This window comes from Pedobacter folensis (assembly GCF_056490665.1).
Window position 1 is genome coordinate 37,215 of sequence record NZ_JBWJIF010000004.1, and the last position, 23,201, is coordinate 60,415.

Here is a 23,201-nt window from a genome sequence, read left to right on the forward strand (position 1 = left end):
GATTAAAAATTAGCTGTAAAACCTAAGGTATAAGTGGTCGTTAGCGGATATTTGGTTCCATTACTAGAGGCTAATTCCGGATCCCACAGTTTAAACTTGCTGATCGTAAACACATTATAACCAGTTGCATAAATTCTTAAACGATTGATACCAATTTTTTTGATTCCATTTTTTAGTGTGTAACCCAAATCAAGATTTTTCAATCTTAAATAACTGATATCACGTTTCCACCAGGTACTCGTTTGAAAATTGTTGTTATTTACGCCATAGGATAATCTTGGATAAAAGGCATCCTGACGCGGATTATCAACCGTCCAGCGGTCTGTAGCAATAGCATGTAAATTGCCTAAGCCACCTGAAGCCGTAAATGGCTGAATGGCATCACCACTTAAAATGATATCAGCATTATCCTGACCCTGGAAAAAAGCGCCTAAATCGAAACCTTTATACCTCAAAGAGAATCCAAATCCATACATTGTTGATGGAACGTCGCCTCTGCCAATAATAGTTCGGTCAAATGCGTCGATAATACCATCACCATTTAAATCTTTGTATTTAATATCGCCAGGGAGCAAAGTTCCAAATTGTTTAGGACTTGCATTAATTTCGGCTTGACTTGTAAATAAACCTTCAGCAATATATCCTGTACGTGCCAAAATATTACTTCCCCTTAGTTCCTGCCAAGGATATTTGGTTGGGGCCTGATCATTTTCTACAATCTGATCTTTGTTAAAGGTATAATTCCCTCTAAAGGTAATGTCAAAATCATCACTGAATTTTGCATTGTATTCAATTGTTCCATCAATACCTTTGTTTCTGGTTTCACCTAGATTTCCTGAAGGGTTTGATACTAAACCAATATAGTTTGGCACCAAGCCTCTACCTAAGAAAATACCTGTTCTGTGTTCTTTAAATAAATCGACAATAACAGATAAGTTGTTATTTAAGGTTTTTACCTCAAAGCCCAAATCCTGTTTACGACTTTCAGCCCAGGTAATATCAACACCGTATGCAGTTACATTTAAACCTCCTGGTGAAATGTTTCTTGTTTGTCCGAAAGTATAGCCATTAGCAGAACCTACCTTAGTTAGGTAATAAAAACGATCGCCTTCATTGGTAACATATCCATTTGAGCTACCTCCACTTCCAACAATACCATCAGAATAACGGAATTTAACCATCTGGAAAGTATTTTTTAGGCCTTCAAAAAATTTCTCGTTCGATAAGATCCATCCCACACCAAAAGCCGGGAAAAAACCATAGCGTTTATTTGGTGCAAAATTTTCTGATCCATTATAACCCACGTTTGCTTCTGCAAAATAACGGTCGTTATAGGCGTAAGTTACACGAGATGCAATACCCTGACTTCTGTAAGGAATAGCCAATGTAAAATTATCGGCAAAAGCATTTAAATTATCGTTTTGATTATAAAGGACTAAACCAGACACCGCATGTTTGCCAAATGTACGGCTATAATTAAATGCTAGTTCTGCGTACATTTTCTTGTCACCACCATTGGATCTGGTGTAACCCAAAAAGTTTTGACCATTAAATGTTAATCCGTATTTGTACGATCCATCAGCGTTGTATGGATCGTTTGGATTGATATAATAGGTACTTTCACGCTTATTACGATTAATATTATTCGTATTATTTACATCAAAAGAGAACATACCTGTTACCGATAATCCAGGTGTAATCGCTTTTAGATCCTGCGTTAAACGCAAATTCGAGAACAACTGATTCGTGAAAGTAGTTCTGTAACCTCTTCTGGTAATATCGGCGTAGGGATTGCGCTGATCAGATTGAGCGCTAATGCCTGGGATGGAACCATTTGGATAAGAAACAGGAAAAGAAGTAGGGTTTAACTGGAAAGCCTGATTGAAAACGCCTTGAGCATTATCAACACCAGGATAATTCCCAGAGCTTAAAATCCCCTTAATACCCAAATCCATTTTAGTAGTACCGGTAATGTCCCAGTTTAAATTTGCGCTTACATTATATCTTGCAAAACTTTGGGTTGCATCATAGGTTTGGTTTTTATCTGTTTTAAATAAGCCATTTTCATCATAGTAGCCTAATGATACGTAGTAACGCGCATTGTTAACACCTCCTGATAAATTGGCTGTTGCAGTACGATTTTGACCCCAGTTTTTAAAAATGGCATCCAACCAATCAACATTAGGATAAAGTACAGGGTTTTCTCCCGATGCCGTTCTATTGATCGTTGTTTGGCTATATTGAGGTGTAAATGTTCCGGCGCTGCCACCTCTTACAAACTCGGTAAGCTTAGCTTCGTTTGCTAAGTTCATATAATCAACACCATCAATCAATTTAGGGCTCTTTGTAAATTGACTAATTCCCTGGAAATAATCAACATTAATTCGTGGTGGCCCAACTTTACCTTGTTTGGTCGTCACTAAAATTACACCGTTTGCACCTCTAATACCATAAACGGCAGTAGCGGCCGCGTCTTTTAAAATCGTAAAAGATTCGATATCATATGAGCTTAACCCATCAATTGGTCTATTTGGAACGCCATCCACTACAATTAACGGACTTCTATCTCCACCAATATTGGAAATACCACGGATCCAGATATCAGCATTCGTAGATCCAGGCTCACCGTTTCTATTTACGGCTACAACTCCCGGAAGTCGGCCTGCTAACATAGAACTGATGTTGGCTACGGGCTGTCGTAAGTCAGATGCCTTAACTGATGACTGTGCGCCAACTAAACTTTCTTTCTTTTGCGTACCGAAAGCAACAATTGCTACCTCCTGTAAATCATTTCCTGTTGGTTTTAAGTTAACAATAATGCTTGTCTGTGTACCAACAGGTATTTCTAATAGTTCGTAACCAACATAAGAGAAAATTAATACGGAGTTCTGATCAGGAACGGTAATGCTAAAAGCACCATTTACATCAGCGGAAGCCGATATTGATGTGCCTTTAACTTTTACACCAGCACCTGGAAGTGCGGCACCTGTTTCATCTTTAACTATACCTCTGATTACAATGTCTTTCTGCACGCCAGAAGCGACACTACTATTTTCTGAATATTCGTTTGAATGGAGGGTAATTGCTGAAGCAGATGCATCATAGCAGTTGCCCACCATTAATAATGCTGTGGTCATTTTAAGCGCACAGCCTTTCAATAAAAGCTTTCGCTTAATTAAATTGGTAAATTTTTTGTTCATCGTTTGAGTTTTTGTTTGGTTTGTTATCCGCTGGGAACGGAATGGTATTTTTGAATAGGTGTAAATTTTTAGTTCATATTGATCTCTTTGGGTTTATGATTAGTGAATAGTTATTTTTTTTTATCAAACTAAAACGTTTTAGTAATTTGTTTCAAAAAAAAGCCTCAATCATTAGATTAAAACTTTTCCTGATATATTAAAAAATGGGATGTGGCTAAAGTTAGTTTATTAATTAGCTAAAACGTTTTATTAAACAATTATAAGAATATTATTGCAAACGAAAAATTTATTTCGATTTTTTTGAAGAAATAAACCAAAATAAAGCTAATTACACTAAAAACAAATGAGATACACACAAAAAAGGAGACATAAAATAGTGTCGCCTTGTGTTAAGGAGCAAAAAACTGCAGAATTAATTGATTAAATTACAGTTCTGCAGTTTTTTCTTAAATAATCCATTCCAAACAATGAGATTAGGGCTGTTAAAGCCTAATTTTAGGTCAAACTTAAATCACAACAGCTAGCCGCACCAATTAATGCAGCATGTTCTTTCAGTTCTGAGATTTTAATTTCTGTTTCAACCCCATTACCTTTAAGTGTTGCAATTAATTCAGGTGCAAAAGCACTAAACGATTGCGCAATATTACCGCCAACGATCACCGTATCAATTTTATGCTGCTTAATAACTGGGATTAAAAACTGCGCCAGGTTATAACCGAATTCCATAAAAACCATGGTTGCATGATGATCGGTATCTACAATTTCTACCAGCTCTTTAACGCCTGCAACTACTTTTCCGCTAAGTTGGTCAAAACGTTTTACGAACCAGCGCGTAGATAAGTAATCTTCTGCAATTCCGTCTAAAAATTCTGAGTTCCAGAGGTCAGCATCAAAGGCTTTATAATTGAGGCAAAGCGATGAACCCAGCCCGGTACCAAGCGTGAGCCCCAATACACTGGCATTTCCTTTGGCAGCGCCGGCAAAAACCTCACCTTGTAAAAAACCTGCAGCATCGTTTATAAAGTGAATATTTTCTGCCGGGATATCCAATCTTTCAGACAATTCTTCTTTTACATTGATCTGGTAAAGTGATTTAAACTTTTCTTGATCTTTAATTAATGAAATACCTTCGCTATAATTAAAAGGACCTGGCATAGCAATCCCAACGTTCCGGGCACCATTTTTAATATTTTTAAAAGCCTTATTGATGATATCGCACCATGCCGATAAAATCACTTCCTTACTCTCCTGCGAATTCACAGGGCTACGTTTGATAGAATCTTTCACCAAAGTTCTTGTTTCTAAATCCACCAATGCGGCCGTAATATGCGAGCCGCCAATATCTACACCTAATGCAACAGGCTTTTCCATTCTATATATATTTCTGTTATCTATTCTTTATTAATCTGAATTAATTCGCCAAAAGTAGCAATTCAATCTTTATTTACTGATTGAAAATGGCTTATCTTCTTCTAATAACCCTCTATTTAACGAAGGTTTAACATTCATCTCTAATTTTAACACCCCACCTTTTAATAAATCGCTATGGTTTATAAAATTTTTGGTATAATTTTTACCATTTAAGCTTGCCGATTTGATATAAACATTGGCAACATTATTGGCAGGCGCCTCAATGACGAATTTTTTGCCATTTTCTAAATTAATGGTCGTTTTTTTAAACATGGGGCTTCCTAAAACGTACTCCCCTGTTCCTGGTGTTACGCTATAAAACCCTAATGCACTTAACACATACCACGAAGAGGTTTGTCCCTGGTCTTCATCTCCCGGATAACCATTTTCTGTCGCATCGTACAGTTTATGCATCACCTCACGGGCATAAAACTGTGCTTTCCAGGGTTGGTTGGCATAATTATATAAATAAACCATATGTTGTATGGGTTGATTTCCATGTGCATATTGCCCCATGTTGGCCATCACCATTTCGGTCATTTCGTGAATCATGCCACCATACGAACCTACATTTACTTTATTGGGTTCGCTGAAAACAGAATCGAGCTTGGCGATGAAATTGTTGTTCCCTCCCATCAAATTAATTAAACCCCTGGTATCTTGAAAAACCGACCATTGCCAGTGCCATGCATTTCCTTCGGTAAAGGGGCCACCCCACTCGGTTGGGTCGAAATTTGGCGACCATTTTCCTGCGGCATTCCTCCCTCTCATAAAACGTGTAGAAGCATCGTAAACATTTTTATAATTGAACATCGGTTTCTCAAAAACCTCCATATAATGTTTATCGCCGATCATTTTAGCCAAATAGTAAGCGCAAAAATCATCATAAGCATATTCTAATGTTTTAGCAGTAGCTTCCCTGTATTTTGGATAGGGAACATAACCCAATTGATTGTACTCGGTTACGCCATCCCTACCATTTGCCGGCCCCCAGGGTCCTTTGTTCATCGCTTCATGATAATAAGCGTCCAGTGCCTTTTTCGGATCGAATGTTCTGATTCCTTTTGCCCAGGCATCAGTTAGCAACGAAATGGCATGGTTACCAATCATGCTTCCTGCTTCGCTCGGGAAAGACCAGGACGGCAACCAGCCACATTGCTCATAAGCATCGAGCATGGCTTGCATATAACGACCGTGCATTTCTGGCTGCACCAGTGTGTTTAGTGGAAATTGCGCCCGGAAAGTATCCCAGAAACCTGTATCGGTAAACATATATCCATCATGAACTTTACCATCATATGGACTAAAATAATAAGGTTTTCCGGCTTCATTTATTTCATAAAACTTTCTGGAGAACAGGCTTGCCCTAAAAAAGCAAGAATAAAAAGTTTCCATATCGGCTTTCGATCCGCCTTCTACTTCTATCTTACCAAGCGATTTATTCCATACCGCAGCGGCATTGGCTTTAGTATCTTCTAAAGTCTGATCATTGCCGAGTTCTCTTTTTAAATTCAGTTCGGCCTGTTGTAAACTGATATAAGATGAAGCGGTTTTCACCTGCACTTTTGCACCAGATTCGAACTGTACAAATGCACCTTTACCCAATCCTTCAGCTGAAATGGAATCTTTTGTAATGGTATTACCTTTGTTTTCCCAGGTGCCGTAAGATTTAATGGGTTGATCGAACCGGATTACAAAATAACTTTTCCAACCTCTTTTAAAACCTTCACCGTTATTTACCCAGCCAGTGATTTTATTTTCTTTAGGATAGATCTGTACACCACTTAACCTGTTGTATCCGTCTAAAATTAAAAAGCTCCTTTTGCCTTTTGGATAACTGAACCTGAGGTGCGCGCCACGTTCTGATGGTGAAATCTCGGTGGTGATATCATTTTCGAATGTTACTTTATAATAGTTTGGTTTAGCAATCTCATCCTGATGGCTAAATTTAGCCTCGCGTTTATCTTCATTTACAATCAGTTCGTCAACCATCGGCATTAAAGAAAATACCGCATAATCTCTCGTCCACGAACTGCATTGGTGCGCTTGCTGAAAGCCCCTGATTTTGTCTTTAAAGTATTGATATTTCCAGCCATCACCATTTCTACCCGTTTGGGGTGTCCAGGTGTGCATGCCAAATGGCAGCGCAGTTGTTGGGTAAGTATTCCCTCGGGTGAGTTCGTGCTTAGAATTTGTACCCTGAAGGGTGTTAACGTAGTGAACCCAATCTTTCTGCTGCGCCCGTAAGTTTTGGGTAACCAGGCAGCATAAAACGGATGCGATTAATTTAAGTTTCATTTGTTTGTGTTTATTCTTTCCAGCTGATATAACCAAAACCAGACTGTATATTTTAAAAAAACGGCATTTGTTGGCGCAGTTACAGGCCTGCAAATGCTGATTTATATGATTATTTAATATTCCATTTATCGGCTAACATTTTGATGAAATAACCGCCAACAACACTTCTCGCCTGAAAGCCAGTCATTTTCCCATTGGTGGTTTCATGCCAGTCGCTCAGTGGCACTTTACTTTCTGTTTCAGTCGCAAAACGATAAATCGGAGTTATAAATTTTTGAAAATCTGCATCATTATCGGCCAAAGTAGCAGTCCACATAATCCAGTCAGACTTGGTATAAGTTCTGCGGCTATCCAATGGTAATCCGAAATCTTTTTGTTTGGTTAAATAAAAGTTAATCTCCTTTTTATAAAGCGCTTTCGGGAACAGATCGAGTTTTAAAAGTTTATCCCAAACCAAATTATATTTCTGGCTCCAGGTATTCTTGTTGTTAAAAGTTAAGGCATAATGATCGCCATCATCAGCAAGTTTCATCCAGTTTTGGGCCATTTGTAAAGCAGCGGTTCGGTATTTTGTAGCCACATCGGCCTTGCCTAACGATTGCGCCATTTGCGCATATGCACCTAAAGCTACGATGGCTTTGACCGATAAATTCGAATTTCTGGCTAAATGTCCGGCAAAATCGTCGGTACACAATTGATTGGCCGGATCGAAACCTTCTCTTAGCAGGTAGTTTGCCCATACCGACATTACTTCCCAATGTTTCGCGGCATATTTTGCATTTCCTTCTGCCCTGGCAATGGCCGCGGTTAAGATGATCATATTGCCAGCCTCTTCTACAGGCATGTCTTCGCCATAGGTTTGGCCGTTTGCTAAAGGATAAGTACCTAAATCGTGTGCAGCGAAAGGTTTCTTCCATTTTCCACTTTCTGAATAGTAGAAAATACCATTTAACATGCCTTTTAACAATTCGGGATTGTAAACTAAAAATTGTGGTGCTGAAGGATAAGTTACATCCACTGTATTGATTGAGCCATTGCTAAAATTTTCTTTCGATAAGAACAGGATATCACCATTTGGGGCATATACGATTTTGTGCGCCGCGATAGCTTGTCTATAAGCCAGTTTACACATATCAGCATATTCTTTTCCTCCTGCTTTTTCTGCGTCGGCATATAGTTTAGCATCAAAAGTGGCACAGCTGGTTTTTAACGAAGGATATTGGGCATTGGCCTCTGCCAGTTGATCTTCAAACTGCTGGCTACCCGAAAGCCTCCAAACGGGTTGCAGCTTTTCGCCAAAATATTCAACCGATTTTAGGTCATCGTAACCCACCATCATATATTTATCTACCGGGCTTGAAGAAACCGAACCAAAAGGAATGATACTGCTTAGGTTTAGGTTTTTCGAATTTAAAACCTGTGTTGATGTTGGATATTTGGAACCGATAAAACCTTTTAAGCTTTCGTTCTGCGTAGCTATAAATTGAGTCGCATTAAACCTGGCAGGAACGGCCACGTATAAATAACCCCAATCGATACGCAGATCATCTCCCCTTTTCTTTAACACCGGCTGCTCTACCGTTCCTGTTTTTAAGATAGAGAGGTTGTTTTTCGTACTCTTCCAGGCCGATACACTTTGGTTTGGTGTATTTACGGCCAGGTTTGATGATGCTCCAAAGAAAAGATCTACACTGTGCGTTCTGGTATCAGTAGATTTTACGGTATAATTGATATAACTGATTGGCCTTGCGGTTAATTTAATATCGTTGAGTAATAGCGGAGAGGTAAAACTTACCTGAAGTTCTACACTGCCACAGCTAAAAGTATATTTGGTTGTAGTAGCTTCGATGGACACATTGGTTTGGGTTGCGGGCGGAATTTTAACATGATCTATATCTTCTTCTACAATCCCGGCATCTAAATGCCTCCCGCCAGCGGTATTTTTGCAATGGATGGCCAATACATTTTTCCCTGTTTTTAAGATACCATCTTCAATGGGTAAGTATATATAATCAGAAACCCATCCATTTTTTTTGTAAATGACTTTACCATTTAAATAAACAATTACATTGTCATCGTGATTGAGTTTAAGGTATTTTTTTGTGGCCGATACATGGGTGATATCGAAGGTTCTTCTGAAATACAGGTCATCGCTATTCCATTTAGTTTTGGCAGAATGATCATCTCCAAAAGGGGCATCGGCTTTTTTCCAAGCGTTATCGTTGTAACTATTATTTTCCCAACCTGCTTCAGGTTTATCGAAACTGTAACTGGCCTGATATTTTAAAACATCAGCAGCTGGAAGTATTTCTGTAAAGGTTTTGCTTTCTTCGCCTAAAAACCGGTAAAACTTCCCATCTACTTTAATAACACCCAGTAACGATTGCTCTTTGCCTGTCCAATGTTTAGTTACCGATTGGTTAAGCCCATCGCCAAAAGACCAAATACTGAAATAAGCATCATGTGTAATTAATGGATAAGCGGGTGCTTTATCTTGAGCTTTTACAATTAAATTAAAAAAAAGACAAAGTGCTGCTAAGGAAAGTTTTCTCATAAATTAATATTTGGTTTCATTGTAGTTGATAAAACGTTTTACCAATTTATCTGCCAAATACCTTATGCCAGGGCTGAATAAGCTGCGAAAGATAATGCTGGTTTAAATTGGATTTTTGTTTGTAAAAGGCTGAACAAAGTAAAACGTTTTACTAGTATCAATATTAGTAAAAAAATATACATTTTTCATCTCTCCAAATCGTAACATATAGGTTACAAAAAAGGTGCTCAAAATTGAGCACCTTTTTACTTTTATTAATAACCTGGATTTTGTTTTAGGTTGGTATTAAGTGTTAATTGTCTTAAAGGAATTGGATAAAGCGCCTTGGTTCCAGTTGATGGAGTATGATCCCACCAGCTAGCTGTTGCAAATTTACCAAAACGGATTAAATCGTCTCTTCTCATACCTTCGAAGATAAACTCTCTTCCTCTTTCAGCCAAAAGTTCATCTAAAGTTAAACTTGTTGTCGTGTAGGCACGGGTAGCAAAATCTGCATCACTAAAGGCACGTTTTTTACAATCGTTGATTAATTGAACAGCCTCTGCTGTAGCTACGCCTCCATTTTTACGCATAATTGCTTCTGCTTTAGCAAAATAAATCATGGTTAAACGATAAATATTCCAGTCGCCATTGTTGTAGTTCACATCAACAGGCGGAACTCCACCCGGGCCAGGGAACTGGTTACCTAACTTATATTTGTTAAAACGCACACCAGAATTTTCTTCGCCTTCGCTCATGTTGGTTACCGTAGAACCCGTTTTGTTTTTCCTGATATTATCAACAAATACCAATTGCGATCCATTATATTCTTCAGATGCCAGTACCGGTTGGGTTGGGGCAACAAACTGGAACATAGGACCTTCTAAAAGCCATCCTCTTTTTCTCAAGTCAGCGTCTTCATAAGTGGTAAAAACACCTGGAATTAATACAATTCCGTCGTTACCGTTTCTGCCACCACCATAAATCTGCTGTTGTTTGAAGTGATAGAATTCTCCCGGCCAGGATGGTTGGAAATTGGCTATTGAATAATTATAGGCAATAGAGAAAATAACCTCTTTAGACAAATCGTTTGTGGTTTTAAACTGATCGGTAATGTTAGGATCAAGCGCCATAACACCGTTCTGTGCTCCTGCTTCGCCCGAGATTAGTTTATTTGCTGCTGCAATACAATCATCCCAACGTGGAGTCCCCGTCCATACCTCTGCATTTAAATAAAGTTCTACCAACATGGCATAACCCGCAGCCTGGCTTATCCTACCCACCATTGCACGCGAAAGCTTCGGTGCTTTATCGATATTGGTTTTAATCTCCGACTCGATAAAGTTGAATACTTCTTTTCTCGGCATGGTTTCAGGTCTTTCAGGAGTTCCAACCTTAGTTACTACAGGGATATTTCCAAATAAATCCATTAATTTAAGATAATGGAAAGCCCTTAGCAGTTTTAATTCAGCAATATAAGCGTCTTTTTCAACCTGGGTAATGCCCATCTGCCCGATATCTCTTTTTTCGATATTCTCAATCGGGTCATTACATAATCCCATACCCCAGTTCATTAATACCCATGCCTGGTTAATTCCACCCTCATCAACGGTCCAGGTGTGGTAATGTAATCTTTTCCATTTACCTCCATCTTCACCATGGCGACCTTTAGTCGGCCAGGCCAGCTGATCACCAGATAATTCGGCAAGGCGCCACCAACCATCCTGACCAGATGGGGTAACCCACGCATTAGCATGCGTATATGGTCTTAATACAGCCGATAATACCTCTGTTTTATTGTTATAAAAATTATCAGTTAATAACTGATCGTATGCGTTTTCATCAAGCTTGGTACAAGCACTTGTAATACTTAATACACCGGCAAGTACGCCATATATGATTGATTTATTTTTCATTTTTAAGTTCTTAGAATCCAACATTTAATCCGACAACAAATGATCTGGTACTTGGGTATGGACCTCTGGTATCAATACCTAAACTCTTACCATCAATTTCGTTTCCGATACCATTATCCTGTACAAAATCAGGGTCGTTTCCGGTGTAACCCGTAATGGTTCCAAGATTTTGACCGGTTGCATAAAGGCGCAGCTTGCGGATGTACTTATTCTTAAATTTAAAATTGTAGCCTAAAGTAACCTCATCAAGTTTTACAAAGCTTCCGCTTTCTAAATAGTAATCAGAATACATATAGGTATCATTGATGTCTTTATATTTATCAAAAGTGCTTCTCAATAAATTACCAGACCAGGTTTTGTTGGCGTAAGTTAATGCCGTTGTGTTTAATACATCGAAACCAAATTTACCCCTTAAAAATATACGAAGGTCGAAATTCTTATAGGTAAAACTGTTTGTCCACGAAGCGTAGTATTTAGGAATGGCGTTACCGATAACGGCTAAATCTGTTGCATTTAAATCGTTACGTGAGGTATTGATCTGGCCGTTTAAAACCTTTTCGCCGTTTCTGTTATAGAATAACCATTTACCCTCTGGTGTGAAACCAGCAAACCTTTTACCAAAGAATTCGCCGATTTTACCACCTTCAAATATAGTAAAGGCATCACCTAAATCTCCTGCACCGCCAATTCCACCCCGGGTGATAAATTTAACTTTAAATACATCATTCGAGTAGCTATCCAGCTTGTTGCTTAAGGTACTGGCCGTAGCATCCATGTTCCAGCTAAAGTTATCGTTTTTAATTACCATGTAACTTAAGCCCAACTCTATACCTTTAGACGAGATCTGACCAACATTGGTTTGCAGATTATCGCGAACGTATGGCGGCTGAGGTGTTGTATAGCTATCCAAAAGATCTTTTGTTGTTCTTTTAAATACATCAATCGAACCTGTTAAACGGCTGTTAAGCAAGGTAAAATCTAAACCGATGTTTGCCTCTTGTTTACGTTCCCATCTTAAATTTGGATTTGGGTTTCTATCTGGTCCGTAAGTTTCGTAATAGTTACCATCAGGATACAGGTATTTACCACCACCGCCAAGCGTAACGCGTGATACGTTATTTACAGTAGGTGCATTACCGGTAACCCCGTAACCAGCCCTCAATTTCAGGTAGTTAACAAAAGGAACATTTTTCATGAAACCCTCTTCAGTAATATTCCATCCGGCAGAAACCGCAGGGAAGTTACCCCATTTGTTATTCGCACCGAACCTTGATGAACCTTCTCTTCTTAAGATAAACTGAACCAGGTATTTGTTATCGAAAGCATAGTTTACCCTTCCGAAGAATGCAATTAAAGTATTATCGTTTTTACCGCTGGCCATTGTAGCTTTACCAACGCCCAATGCTGCTCCCTGTGATATATTATCCTCATGGAAAAGATCGTTAATGAACCCACGGTTAGACAGGTTTGAGTTCTCTTCCATATAATAACGGTAGCTATAACCTGCCAATGCCGTAATATTATGTTTTTGAGCAAATGTATTATTATAATTTAAGGTAGGTTCAAGGGCGTATGCCTGTGAAAGAAAATCTCCTTTGTAAGCATAACCACCGCCAGGGAAATCGGTATTTTCGACAGAGTTTTCACTTGCTTTTAGACGGTACTGACCATCCAGGTATGAATTTCGCACTACCGAACCAAAAATTGAAGCCTTTAACCCTTTAATAATATCTAAATCAGCCTTTACATCACCTGATGTTGTTTGCTGCTTTCTGTAATAGGTTTCCTGAAATAAACGCGCATACTCGTTGGTACTTGTTAAATCAAAACGGTATGAACCATCGGAGTTAAAATTAGAAAGTGTAGGATTTTTTGCCGATTCACTTTCCCAGCCGCCGCCACCCAATAAATTGGCTCTGTTAAAATTGGTAACTAAGTTCATTTGAATGTTCAAGCGGTCATCCAATCCTTTTTGGTTTACATTTAACCTTAAGGTATATTCCTCTCTACCATTTTCTTTAGAAATACCTTCTAAATCGCGATAGTTTAAACTCGCTCTGTAGTTTGTTTTATCAGTTCCACCACTGAAAGAAAGGTTGTGATTCTGCGAAAGATTATCGTGATTGATTAAATCGTTATAAAAGTCGGTTGAATTACCAAAGTTCTGTTGTTTAATCTGTCCTGATGCAATTTTATCACGATACTCATCAGCAGTTAAATAATCCGGACGGTTTTGCAGATATTCCTTTCTCAAATAGCTAGAATATTCGAACACGCCTGGTCCTGCTTTACCTTTTTTGGTCGTAATTAAAATTACACCCGCATTGGCACTGGTACCATATATTGCCGCTCCCGAACCATCTTTCAACACATCGATCGAAGCAATATCGTCCTGTTGCAATAAATCAGGGTTACCACCAGGTATTCCATCAATTACAAATAAAGGACTACGGCTACCGGTTACGGTTACAGATCCCCTCAGCTGCACAGAAACACCACTATTAGGGTTACTACCGCCTGGTCTGGTTAAGTTTAAACCAGCAATTTTACCCTGGATCAGATCCAGCGGATTTCTGGAGCCACTTTGCCTGAAGTCTTCAACACCGGCATGGCCTACAGCTGAAGTGGTTTCTTTGATACCCTGTGTACCATAACCAACAGCAACAACCGTTACTTCCTTTAAATTCGTATTTTTTGAAACTGCAAATTTAACATTAACAACTGCAGATTGGCCAACAGTTATATCTTGTGTATCGTAACCAATGTAGGTAAAACGGAGCACCTGCCCTTCGCTGGCCTCGATAGCAAATTTTCCGTTAGCATCGGTAACGGTGGTTTTACCGGTGCTTTGATTTTTAATACCTGCACCCGGAACTGGCAGGCCACTATCGTCGACCACTGTTCCGGTAACATTTTTTTGCGCCTGAACCCGCCCATTGAGCATGTTCATATTCAAGAACCTCCGTGTGCCTTCCCACTCCGAATTCATTGAAAACGCCGGGCTATTTAGCAACACAATTGCAGCAGACAGCCCCGTAATTTTAAGTAAATTAATTTTCATTAACGGTTTTGTTAAATTATAAATGATTAGTTATTTGATTTCCTGGTAATATTTTATCTGTGATGGAAATGACCAGACTGGATTACTTGCCTGACATTTTCGAGTGCTTTATTGATTTAAAATTTTGATTGGCAATAGCAGAAACGAACTTCAAGCATCAAGTCTATCTCTGCAGTCTTATGGAGCTGTTAAATTTCAGAAGGGGATGCTGTAATTCTCATAAAAACGACTTGGTTATGCTAAAACGTTTTAGCAAATCAATTATAGGTATTTTAAATTATAATAAAACGTTTTAGTAAGTAAAAAAAATATTACAATTGAACGAAGGTCAATTTTTTTTAGTCTCTAATGACTAAGCGAGCGGGGATAATGACCTCTTCTGCAGGCAGTTTACCTTTTGAAGAAAGCCGGCTTAAAATGAGTTTGATGATGGTTTCGGCTATTTCCTCCAGGGGTTGCTGGATAGCCGAAATACGTGGGGTATGCAGTTCGAATGCTTCATGATCATCATATGCAATCACTCCGAAATCATCCCCTACTTTTTTATTGATTTGTTTAAGCGCCTTTAAGCCGCTAATGGCCAGATAATTGGTCGCAAAAAGCACGGCATCTATTTGTTTTTGCTGAAGTAACTCTTGAATCTGCGCAATGGTTTCGCTTTCTTCCTGATTAAAATGGATCTTTAAAACCAGCTTGTCGTCATATTTGATTCCATTATCTTCCAAGGCTTTTTTATAACCATCGTATCGCTCTATAATTTGTTGCACATTGATATCAGTGGTAACCAGGGCGATGTTCTTTTTACCCTGATCGATAAAACTCTGGATGGATTGATATGAGGCATTAAAATGATCTGCTCCAACATAACTGGTATTAATATCCTGCAAATTCCTGTCGAAGAGTATTACCGGATTTCCATCGTCCAGCAGCATTTGTATATCTTCTTCTATTCCCTTGATTGGAGAGATGATATAGGCATCAACTTTTCGCGATTTGAACATGTTGATCAGCTCTTTCGCCTTGTCGATGCTATTCTCTGTACTGGAATAAATAATTTTATAGCCTTTTTTATAGGCTTTATCTTCGATTAACCTGGCAATCCTGGAAAAGAATGAATTGGAAATATCTTCGATAATTAAACCGATGATATTGGAGTTACCGGTTCTTAAACTTCTGGCAATCTGATTAGGCTTATAACCGCTTTCTTCGATAATTTTCTCCACCTTCTCTATTACTGCTTCGCTTATCGATTTCTCTTTTGCTTTACCGTTAATAATGAACGAAACTGTGGTAATGGATACATTTGCTTTTACGGCTATATCTTTGATAGAAAGCGATTTCATTTGGTTGGATTCTTTTAAGTTAATCGATTCAAAGCTAAATAAAAATTGCAGCTTTTAAATTTTTGTCCGTTATAAAGACGCAATTTAACATTTTTTATGTTAATCGTTTTAGAAACGCCTGTTAAAGGATGTCACAATGTAAACAGGAAAGCTTAAAACAACAAAAGACGCCGGTAAGGCGCCTTTTTGTATCAAAATTAATATCCTGCATGTAACAGTAAGTTCTTCATTAAACCACTTTACCCTAACGAATTATTGAGTGTAAATACGTCGTAATTAACCTGGCCGTTTTTGCCGAAGCACCTGGTTTCCCCATCAGTAAAAGCAGCTCGTCGTAATGTTTTAACATCTCGTTCCGGCCAGCCCCTTCCAGGATCATTTTAAGTTCTCCGTTTACTTTTTGGGTGTTACAATCTTCCTGGATAAGTTCGGTTACAATTTTCTTGTTTACAATCAGGTTAACGAGCGAAATGAATTTAATTTTTACTAACATTCTGGCAATGGCAATTGAAATGGTCCCGCCCTTATAAACCACCACCTGCGGAACTTTAAACAAAGCGGTTTCTAAGGTAGCTGTTCCGGAAGCTACAATTGCAGCATGGGCATGGTGCAATAAATTATAGGTATTGTTAAAAAGCAGGTGAACTTTTTTGTCTCCTGTAAACTGATGATAGTAACTTTCGGTAAAGGTTGGTGCAGCAGCAATGGCAAATACAAAATCGGGATAACTTTCCGTAATGCTTAACATCACCGGCAATAAACGCTCTATTTCCTGTTTGCGACTGCCGGGTAATAAGGCAATAATTTTTCCATCTCCCAACTGATGGTTTTCACGAAAATCCGGATCAGGTGTAAACTGCGCGATTTCGTCTAATAACGGATTGCCAACATAATCCACCTTCATGCCCCACTCTTGGTAGAAATCTACTTCAAAAGGCAATATACAGAACATATGATCGACCACCTTTTTAATCTTCAGTACCCGTTTCTGGTTCCAGGCCCAAACTTTAGGCGAAATATAATAACATACTTTTATACCGTTTGCTTTTGCAAACTCCGCAATTTTTAAATTAAAACCCGGAAAATCAATCAGGATCAGCACATCAGGCTTCCATTTTAAAATATCATCCTTACAGGCCTTAAGATTTCTGAAAATGGTTCGTAAATTTAAGATCACCTCGGTAAAACCCATAAAAGCCATATCGGCATAGTGTTTAACCAGCATTCCACCTTCGGCTTCCATTTTATCGCCCCCGAAATACCTGAACACAGCTTCGCCATCCTCCGCTTTTAAGGCTTTCATTAAGTTGGCGCCATGTAAATCGCCTGAGGCTTCTCCGGCTACGAGGTAGTATTTCATGTTGTGGATGATGTATGAGGTAAAATGGAAGATGGACAATGGCAGATGCAGGTAAAATCCCCGTCATCCTTATTACATGTTCCATTTTCCATCTTTAAAAAACTTTATAGGCAAAAAATACAAAAGCGCACAAAAACGTTGCAGCCAATATACCTCTGCCGATATTTTCTTTATTGTATTTAAAAAAGTATTGCATGGTATAAGCATTTATAGCAATACCACCAATGTATAACAGATCTGCTTTAGCAAGCGAAGCCACATGGTGAATGATATACCAGGCCATAGAACAAAATATTGTCGGCACAAGTAAACCAATGCCCAAACCCATCCATACCGAATTATTTAATCTTTTTAACTGATCAATCATAAGGGTATTGCTTAACCTAAATTAATGCCATCAGGCGCTGAAACTTTAGCACCAGCAGGCTTCGAATCCTTGTTCCCTATAAAATCCCAGCTGTTTAAGGTTTGTATAGCGTGATGCGCGGTTAGATCAAACTGAACCGGAACGATAGAAACATAATGGTGTTCCAAAGCCCAAACATCGGTATCTTCTCCTTTATCGAAATTTTCGAAAACACCCGTTAACCAATAGTAAGGACGTTTGTAAGGATCCGTTCTTTCATCAAATTCTTCCATCCACTTGGCATTAGCCTGACGGCAAACCTTAACACCTTTCAGCTGATCGCCCTTCGGGAAATTCACATTTAAAAGGGTTCCCTCTGGTAAACCATTGGCTAAAACCTGCTCACAGATGTTTTTAATATATTTTTTGGTATGACTAAAATCGGCATCGGCTGCAAAATCGTCTAAAGAGAAACCAATAGATGGAATTTTTTCTATGGCGCCTTCTACTGCGGCCGACATGGTACCTGAATAGAGTACATTAATCGAGTTATTTAGTCCGTGGTTAATACCCGACACGCACAAATCAGGTTTTTTACCTTTAAAAATTTTATTTACAGCAATTTTAACGCAATCAACCGGGGTTCCGCTGCATTTATACATTTCTACACCTGCATAAAGATCAACCTTATCAAAACGGATTGGTTTACCTATGGTAATGGCATGTCCCATTCCGCTTTGCGGGCTATCTGGTGCAACCACCACCACATTGCCCAGTTCCTGCATTACCTCCATTAAATTTTTGATGCCCGTAGCTGTAATGCCATCATCATTTACAACTAAAATATTTGGTTTTGTGCCCTGCTTTGTCATGCCGGTAAAAATACAGATTATAAATTCAAGGCACAATAAAGCATGGTTTATATGCAAAAATCATTTATTCCTAGATTTTTAGTTTTGAAATCAAAATTATTTCATTCCCTGCGAGAAAGCATATATATTTGAATAAATAACTTATTAAAAATGAAGGCTGTATTTGAGATCACACTTAAACCAACAGGTACGCATTCATAATCATAAACCAAAACCAATTCAATGAAATTCAAACTATTTACTTTGGCTTGTTTTCTAATTACGGGTTCTTTAGCGAAGGCGCAAACAACCTACCAATGGAAAACAGGAACATCTGGTGGCTTTGCCTACAAGTATGTAACCAACGATCCGACCAAAACACGTTTTTATACTTTAAAAAACGGTTTGACAGTAATTTTATCTCAAAATAACAAAGAGCCTAATATTACCTACAAAATGGCGGTAAGAGCGGGCAGTAATACCGATCCGCGTACCAATACCGGTTTGGCACATTACTTAGAGCACCTTTTGTTTAAAGGAACGGATAAATTCGGAACACTGAATTATGCCAAAGAAAAACCACTTTTAGATAAGATTGAAGCCCTTTACGAAACCTACAACAAAACTACCGATCCGGCTAAACGTAAAGAGATTTATAAGGAAATTGATAAAACTTCGGGCGAAGCTTCTAATTATTCTATCGCAAATGAGTACGATAAAATGATGAAATCGATCGGAAGTAATTCTACCAACGCCCACACTTCGGTAGAAGAAACGGTTTATGAAGAAGACCTGCCATCAAATGCCATTGATAAATTTTTGGCTGTACAGGCAGAACGTTTCCGTGCCCCTGTTTTCCGCATCTTCCATACGGAGTTAGAAGCAGTTTACGAAGAGAAAAACATTGGTATGGACAATGATGGCCGTAAAATGTATGAGAAAATGTTGTATGCTTTGTTTCCAACGCATAACTACGGACAGCAAACCACCATTGGTACGATCGAGCATTTAAAAAATCCGTCGTTAATCGAAATCAGAAAATATTACAACAAATATTATGTGCCTAATAATATGGCCTTAATTATGAGTGGCGATATTAATTATGATGATTTAATTAAAAAAATCGACAAAGATTTTGCCTACATGGTTCCAAAACCATTTTCTCTATACAATCCGGCACCAGAAAAACCATTAACACAGGTTCAAACGGTTGACATTTACGGTCCAAGTGCTGAAAACTTATATGTTGCTTACAGGGGTTTCGCCCAAAATACGCACCAAAGTTTATTACTGGATTTAATCGGCAGCATTTTAGCCAACGGCAAAGCAGGTTTAATGGATATCAACATCAATAAACAACAAAAAATGTTGAGGGCCAGTGCTGGTTATAACTCGATGAAAGATTACGGAATTTTCATTTTATCAGGCTCACCTAAAGCCGGACAAAGTTTAGAAGATGCCCAAAAATTATTATTGGAGCAGGTAGAATTGCTTAAAAAGGGTGAATTCGACGAAAGCCTGATTAAAGCCACGGTTTCTAACATTAAACTGGCCGAACTTCAAAGCTTCGACAATAATGATGTTCGTGCAGATTTCGCCATGAACGCCTTTATCCAAAATCGCGGTACCGAATGGGATAAAACCCTGGCCTCAACCGATGCAATGGCCAAAGTAACCAAAAAGGAAATTGTAGACTTTGCCAACAAGTTTTTCATCAATAATTATGTTTCTATCTTAAAACATAAAGGCGAAGACAAGAGCATTATTAAAGTAGAAAAACCAGCCATTACTGCGGTAAAAACCAATGTTAATGAGGTTTCTCCATTCACCAAAAATATTATTGCTGCTCCGGTAAAACCTATAGCACCTAAATTTTTAGATTATACCAAAGACCTTAATTTTGGTAAAGCAGGTATTGCTGATGTAATTGCCGTTCAAAACACCGAAAACGGAATTTTCCGTATGAGTTACCGTTTTGATATGGGTTCTTACAACTATAAGTTATTGCCTTATGCTGCTCAATATTTAGCGTTCTTAAGTACCGATAAATATTCGGCTGAGGATATTAGTAAAGCATTTTACAACATTGCCTGTAGCTATAGCATAAATGTTGGCACCGATGTAACTACCGTTTCAATTAGCGGTTTACAAGAAAATTTTGATAAAGCAGTAGCCCTGGTAGAAGATGTACTGGCTCACTGCAAACCAAACGAAAAAGCCTTGGAAGATTTAAAAGGTCGTTTGTTAAAATCGAGAGATAACGCAAAACTGAATAAATCGTCAATTCTTGGCGGCTTAATGAGTTATGCACAATATGGCGCAGATAATCCTTTCAATTATGGATTAACTAACGATGAGATCAAAAATATGAAATCTGCAGATTTGATCTACATCTTACATAACCTGACCAATTACAAACACACCATTACTTACTATGGTCCTAAAACTTTAGCAGCCTTCTCTGCTGATATTGTAAAAGCACATCCATTGGCAAAAGAATTTAATGATGCTGCACCAATTAAGAAGTTTGTGTACACCAAAACCGATTCGAACAAAGTTTACTTTGCCGATTACGATATGGTACAGGCCGAAATCCGTTGGGTACGAAATGCCGGCCTTTACGATCCAGCCAATGCTGCAAAAATTGCCTTATTTAACAACTATTTTGGAGGCGGCATGGGTTCTGTGGTATTCCAAACCATTCGCGAATCTAAAGCACTGGCTTATTCTACTTTCGCGGTATATTCTTCTCCTAACACTAAAGAGAAAGAGAATACCATTATCGCTTATGTAGGTACGCAAGCCGACAAAATGAACGAAGCAGTTGCAGGTATGAATGAGTTATTAACCACTTTACCTGAGTCGGATAAGTCATTTGCACTATCTAAAACAAATTCATTAAACGGTATGGAAACCAGCCGTATTACCAAAGATGGAATTATCTATACCTATTTGGCAGATAAAAAATTAGGTTTTGATCACGACTCGAGAGTTGATGAATATGCGAACTTAAAACCATTAACTTTTAATGATGTAAAATCATTCCACCAGACCAATCTTTCGGGTAAACCTTACAGTTACTGTATCGTGGCTTCCGAAAAGAAAATCAACATGGCTGATTTAGCAAAATTCGGTCCGGTAACTAAATTAAGTCTGGAGCAGATTTTTGGATATTAAAAAGGTAGAGGGTATGAAGGCGGAGGGTTTAAGGTAAAACCTGATGCTTCAATATCAAAATGACCAGCGATTCCCGGAAACGGGGATCGCTTTTTTGTTTAGTTCGATAGTTCATTAGTCATTGGTTTACTAGTTCATTGGTTGCATGACTCAAAAAAATCCCTGTTAACCCATGCCTCCGTGGCTAAAAAGTTCATTAGTCATTGGTTCACTAGTTCATTGGTTGTGTGATCCAGAAAAACAAGTTGTGTATTCGTGCCTTAGCGGTAAAAAACCAGTGCATCCAAAATACCTTTCACCGAAAATTTAGCTCCGCAAACAAATTCATCGGCTGCACCATAATAAATGGTTAACTCATCTCCATTAACAATGTGCCCGTTTGTAAATACCACTTCACCAAAGAATCCATGTAATTCATAATTGGCTGTTGGCACCATAATCGGTTCTTCGGTTCTGGCCAGTACTTCAGATGGATCGTCGAGCGCCATTAAAAATGCACCTAAACAATACTGATGTTTTTCGTTAGCACCGTGATATATTTCCAGCCACCCTGCTGCGGTTTTTATAGGTGCGGCACCTGCGCCCACGCGGGCACTATCCCATAGGTTAGCTCTGGTTTTGATAATACATTTGTGTTTGCCCCAATGCACGCCATCGGGAGATTCGGCGAGCCAGATATAATTACCACCCAAAGCTACACTACTGGGGCGGTGTAAAGCATAAAATTTACCGTTAATGCGTTCTTCAAATATGGCGCAGTCTTTATTATGTGGTGGGATAATCATGCCGTGATTTTGGAAAGTTTTCCAATCTTTAGTGCTACGCATCCCCACACCTACTCCATGCTCCGAAACAGCGGTAAAAGTTAAATAATAAGTATCGCCAATTAAGGATACACGGCAATCCTCAATTCCAAACGTTTCATCCTCCCCCTCTCCCTGCAGTAAAGGGTAATCCGCTGGCTGATAAAAATGAATACCATCATCGCTACAAACCAATCTTAAATGAGAAAGCGTGGTTAAGTAATCAGCACCTTTGTAATTAATTACCCTTGGGTCGCTGGCATTGAGTTCCGGATCATTTTCTTCAATAGCTATAATTTCTATACCACCTGCTTTCAATACCGGAAAAGAGATTATACCCTCCTTTTGTTTTGGTCTTTCGGCAACACGGATCAGCAGCCATATTTTCCCTTCGAATGTAAAAACGCCAGGATTGAGCAGGCATACAATCTCCAGACCTTCCCTGCTGGGTACGAGATCTTTTGGAGATAATATTGGATTTTGAGGAAACCGCTGGGCTATATCGGCCATAAAAATGTTTTTAAAGCAAACAGGCGACCAAAATTTGACCGCCTGTTCCACTATTGAATTGATATTATAAGGAGTTTATCCATTTCACAAGCTCATCTCTTCCTTTTCCTGTTTTTTGTTGCAGTTTCCCCAACAATTCATCGTCCTGACCTTCTTCGTGTTTTAAATCATCGTCAGTTAAATCAGCATAAGCTTGTTTAACCTTTCCTTTTATTTCATTCCACTTTCCTTTTAATTCTAACTTATCCATGCTCGTATTTTTTTTGATTTAAACAATGTAATTTCTATATCTATTAACAGTTTTCGCCACTATTTGTTTTGATTTAAGCACATTAAACCAAACAATGGGCTCATTTTGTCCTGACACACATGGTTTTTTACATATTTTTAATT

13 protein-coding genes are annotated in these 23,201 nt (G+C 38.6%); 1 reads left to right on the forward strand and 12 read right to left on the reverse strand.

What is annotated here, in order from left to right; translation table 11 throughout:
- Positions 1 to 2: 2 nt before the first annotated feature.
- The 10 genes from AC04QZ_RS19875 to surE form a co-directional block, all read right to left on the reverse strand.
- Positions 3 to 3,200 carry a SusC/RagA family TonB-linked outer membrane protein gene (locus AC04QZ_RS19875; RefSeq protein WP_478359179.1) on the reverse strand — a complete coding sequence of 1,066 codons (3,198 nt, stop codon included), beginning with the start codon at positions 3,198 to 3,200 and terminating at the stop codon, positions 3 to 5.
- A 495-nt stretch (positions 3,201 to 3,695) separates the two neighbouring features.
- Positions 3,696 to 4,571 carry an ROK family protein gene (locus AC04QZ_RS19880; RefSeq protein WP_478359180.1) on the reverse strand — a complete coding sequence of 292 codons (876 nt, stop codon included), beginning with the start codon at positions 4,569 to 4,571 and terminating at the stop codon, positions 3,696 to 3,698.
- A 69-nt stretch (positions 4,572 to 4,640) separates the two neighbouring features.
- Positions 4,641 to 6,908, reverse strand: coding sequence for a GH92 family glycosyl hydrolase (locus AC04QZ_RS19885; RefSeq protein ID WP_478359181.1), 2,268 nt, complete (start codon positions 6,906 to 6,908; stop codon positions 4,641 to 4,643).
- A gap of 109 nt (positions 6,909 to 7,017) precedes the next feature.
- The gene (locus AC04QZ_RS19890) at positions 7,018 to 9,462 is read right to left on the reverse strand and encodes a glutaminase family protein (RefSeq protein ID WP_478359182.1); all 2,445 of its coding nucleotides are present in this window, start codon (positions 9,460 to 9,462) and stop codon (positions 7,018 to 7,020) included.
- A gap of 254 nt (positions 9,463 to 9,716) precedes the next feature.
- A complete protein-coding gene (locus AC04QZ_RS19895; protein WP_478359183.1) occupies positions 9,717 to 11,357 on the reverse strand; it encodes a RagB/SusD family nutrient uptake outer membrane protein in 1,641 nt (546 codons plus the stop codon).
- 10 nt (positions 11,358 to 11,367) lie between these two features.
- Positions 11,368 to 14,418: a SusC/RagA family TonB-linked outer membrane protein gene (locus tag AC04QZ_RS19900; protein ID WP_478359184.1), complete on the reverse strand. Its 3,051-nt coding sequence runs from the start codon at positions 14,416 to 14,418 to the stop codon at positions 11,368 to 11,370.
- Between the two features lie 338 nt (positions 14,419 to 14,756).
- Complete coding sequence (locus AC04QZ_RS19905; protein WP_086547652.1) at positions 14,757 to 15,761, reverse strand: LacI family DNA-binding transcriptional regulator; 1,005 nt, start codon at positions 15,759 to 15,761, stop codon at positions 14,757 to 14,759.
- 244 nt (positions 15,762 to 16,005) lie between these two features.
- On the reverse strand, positions 16,006 to 17,121 hold the full coding sequence (gene lpxB / locus AC04QZ_RS19910) for a lipid-A-disaccharide synthase (RefSeq protein ID WP_478359185.1): 1,116 nt from the start codon (positions 17,119 to 17,121) through the stop codon (positions 16,006 to 16,008).
- A 94-nt stretch (positions 17,122 to 17,215) separates the two neighbouring features.
- Positions 17,216 to 17,488, reverse strand: coding sequence for a stationary phase survival protein SurE (locus AC04QZ_RS19915; protein WP_478359186.1), 273 nt, complete (start codon positions 17,486 to 17,488; stop codon positions 17,216 to 17,218).
- A gap of 11 nt (positions 17,489 to 17,499) precedes the next feature.
- Positions 17,500 to 18,339: a 5'/3'-nucleotidase SurE gene (surE, locus tag AC04QZ_RS19920; protein ID WP_478359187.1), complete on the reverse strand. Its 840-nt coding sequence runs from the start codon at positions 18,337 to 18,339 to the stop codon at positions 17,500 to 17,502.
- Positions 18,340 to 18,561: 222 nt separating this feature from the next.
- Here surE and AC04QZ_RS19925 point away from each other — a divergent pair, with 222 nt between their 5' ends.
- Entirely contained in the window at positions 18,562 to 21,495 is a 2,934-nt protein-coding gene (locus AC04QZ_RS19925; protein WP_478359188.1) for a M16 family metallopeptidase, read from the forward strand.
- 260 nt (positions 21,496 to 21,755) lie between these two features.
- On the opposite strand, the gene AC04QZ_RS19930 is transcribed toward AC04QZ_RS19925, so the two are convergent.
- Together AC04QZ_RS19930 and AC04QZ_RS19935 are read right to left on the reverse strand one after the other, a co-directional pair.
- Entirely contained in the window at positions 21,756 to 22,808 is a 1,053-nt protein-coding gene (locus tag AC04QZ_RS19930; RefSeq protein ID WP_478359189.1) for a glycoside hydrolase family 130 protein, read from the reverse strand.
- Positions 22,809 to 22,872: 64 nt separating this feature from the next.
- The gene (locus AC04QZ_RS19935; RefSeq protein WP_029276197.1) at positions 22,873 to 23,058 is read right to left on the reverse strand and encodes a CsbD family protein; all 186 of its coding nucleotides are present in this window, start codon (positions 23,056 to 23,058) and stop codon (positions 22,873 to 22,875) included.
- Positions 23,059 to 23,201 lie beyond the last annotated feature (143 nt).

Coding starts and splice junctions, on each gene's coding strand:
- AC04QZ_RS19875 (WP_478359179.1), bottom strand. CDS start 3,200: ATGAACAAAAAATTTACCAATTTAATTAAGCGAAAGCTTTTATTGAAA.
- AC04QZ_RS19880 (WP_478359180.1), bottom strand. CDS start 4,571: ATGGAAAAGCCTGTTGCATTAGGTGTAGATATTGGCGGCTCGCATATT.
- AC04QZ_RS19885 (WP_478359181.1), bottom strand. CDS start 6,908: ATGAAACTTAAATTAATCGCATCCGTTTTATGCTGCCTGGTTACCCAA.
- AC04QZ_RS19890 (WP_478359182.1), bottom strand. CDS start 9,462: ATGAGAAAACTTTCCTTAGCAGCACTTTGTCTTTTTTTTAATTTAATT.
- AC04QZ_RS19895 (WP_478359183.1), bottom strand. CDS start 11,357: ATGAAAAATAAATCAATCATATATGGCGTACTTGCCGGTGTATTAAGT.
- AC04QZ_RS19900 (WP_478359184.1), bottom strand. CDS start 14,418: ATGAAAATTAATTTACTTAAAATTACGGGGCTGTCTGCTGCAATTGTG.
- AC04QZ_RS19905 (WP_086547652.1), bottom strand. CDS start 15,761: ATGAAATCGCTTTCTATCAAAGATATAGCCGTAAAAGCAAATGTATCC.
- lpxB (WP_478359185.1), bottom strand. CDS start 17,121: ATGAAATACTACCTCGTAGCCGGAGAAGCCTCAGGCGATTTACATGGC.
- AC04QZ_RS19915 (WP_478359186.1), bottom strand. CDS start 17,488: ATGATTGATCAGTTAAAAAGATTAAATAATTCGGTATGGATGGGTTTG.
- surE (WP_478359187.1), bottom strand. CDS start 18,339: ATGACAAAGCAGGGCACAAAACCAAATATTTTAGTTGTAAATGATGAT.
- AC04QZ_RS19925 (WP_478359188.1), top strand. CDS start 18,562: ATGAAATTCAAACTATTTACTTTGGCTTGTTTTCTAATTACGGGTTCT.
- AC04QZ_RS19930 (WP_478359189.1), bottom strand. CDS start 22,808: ATGGCCGATATAGCCCAGCGGTTTCCTCAAAATCCAATATTATCTCCA.
- AC04QZ_RS19935 (WP_029276197.1), bottom strand. CDS start 23,058: ATGGATAAGTTAGAATTAAAAGGAAAGTGGAATGAAATAAAAGGAAAG.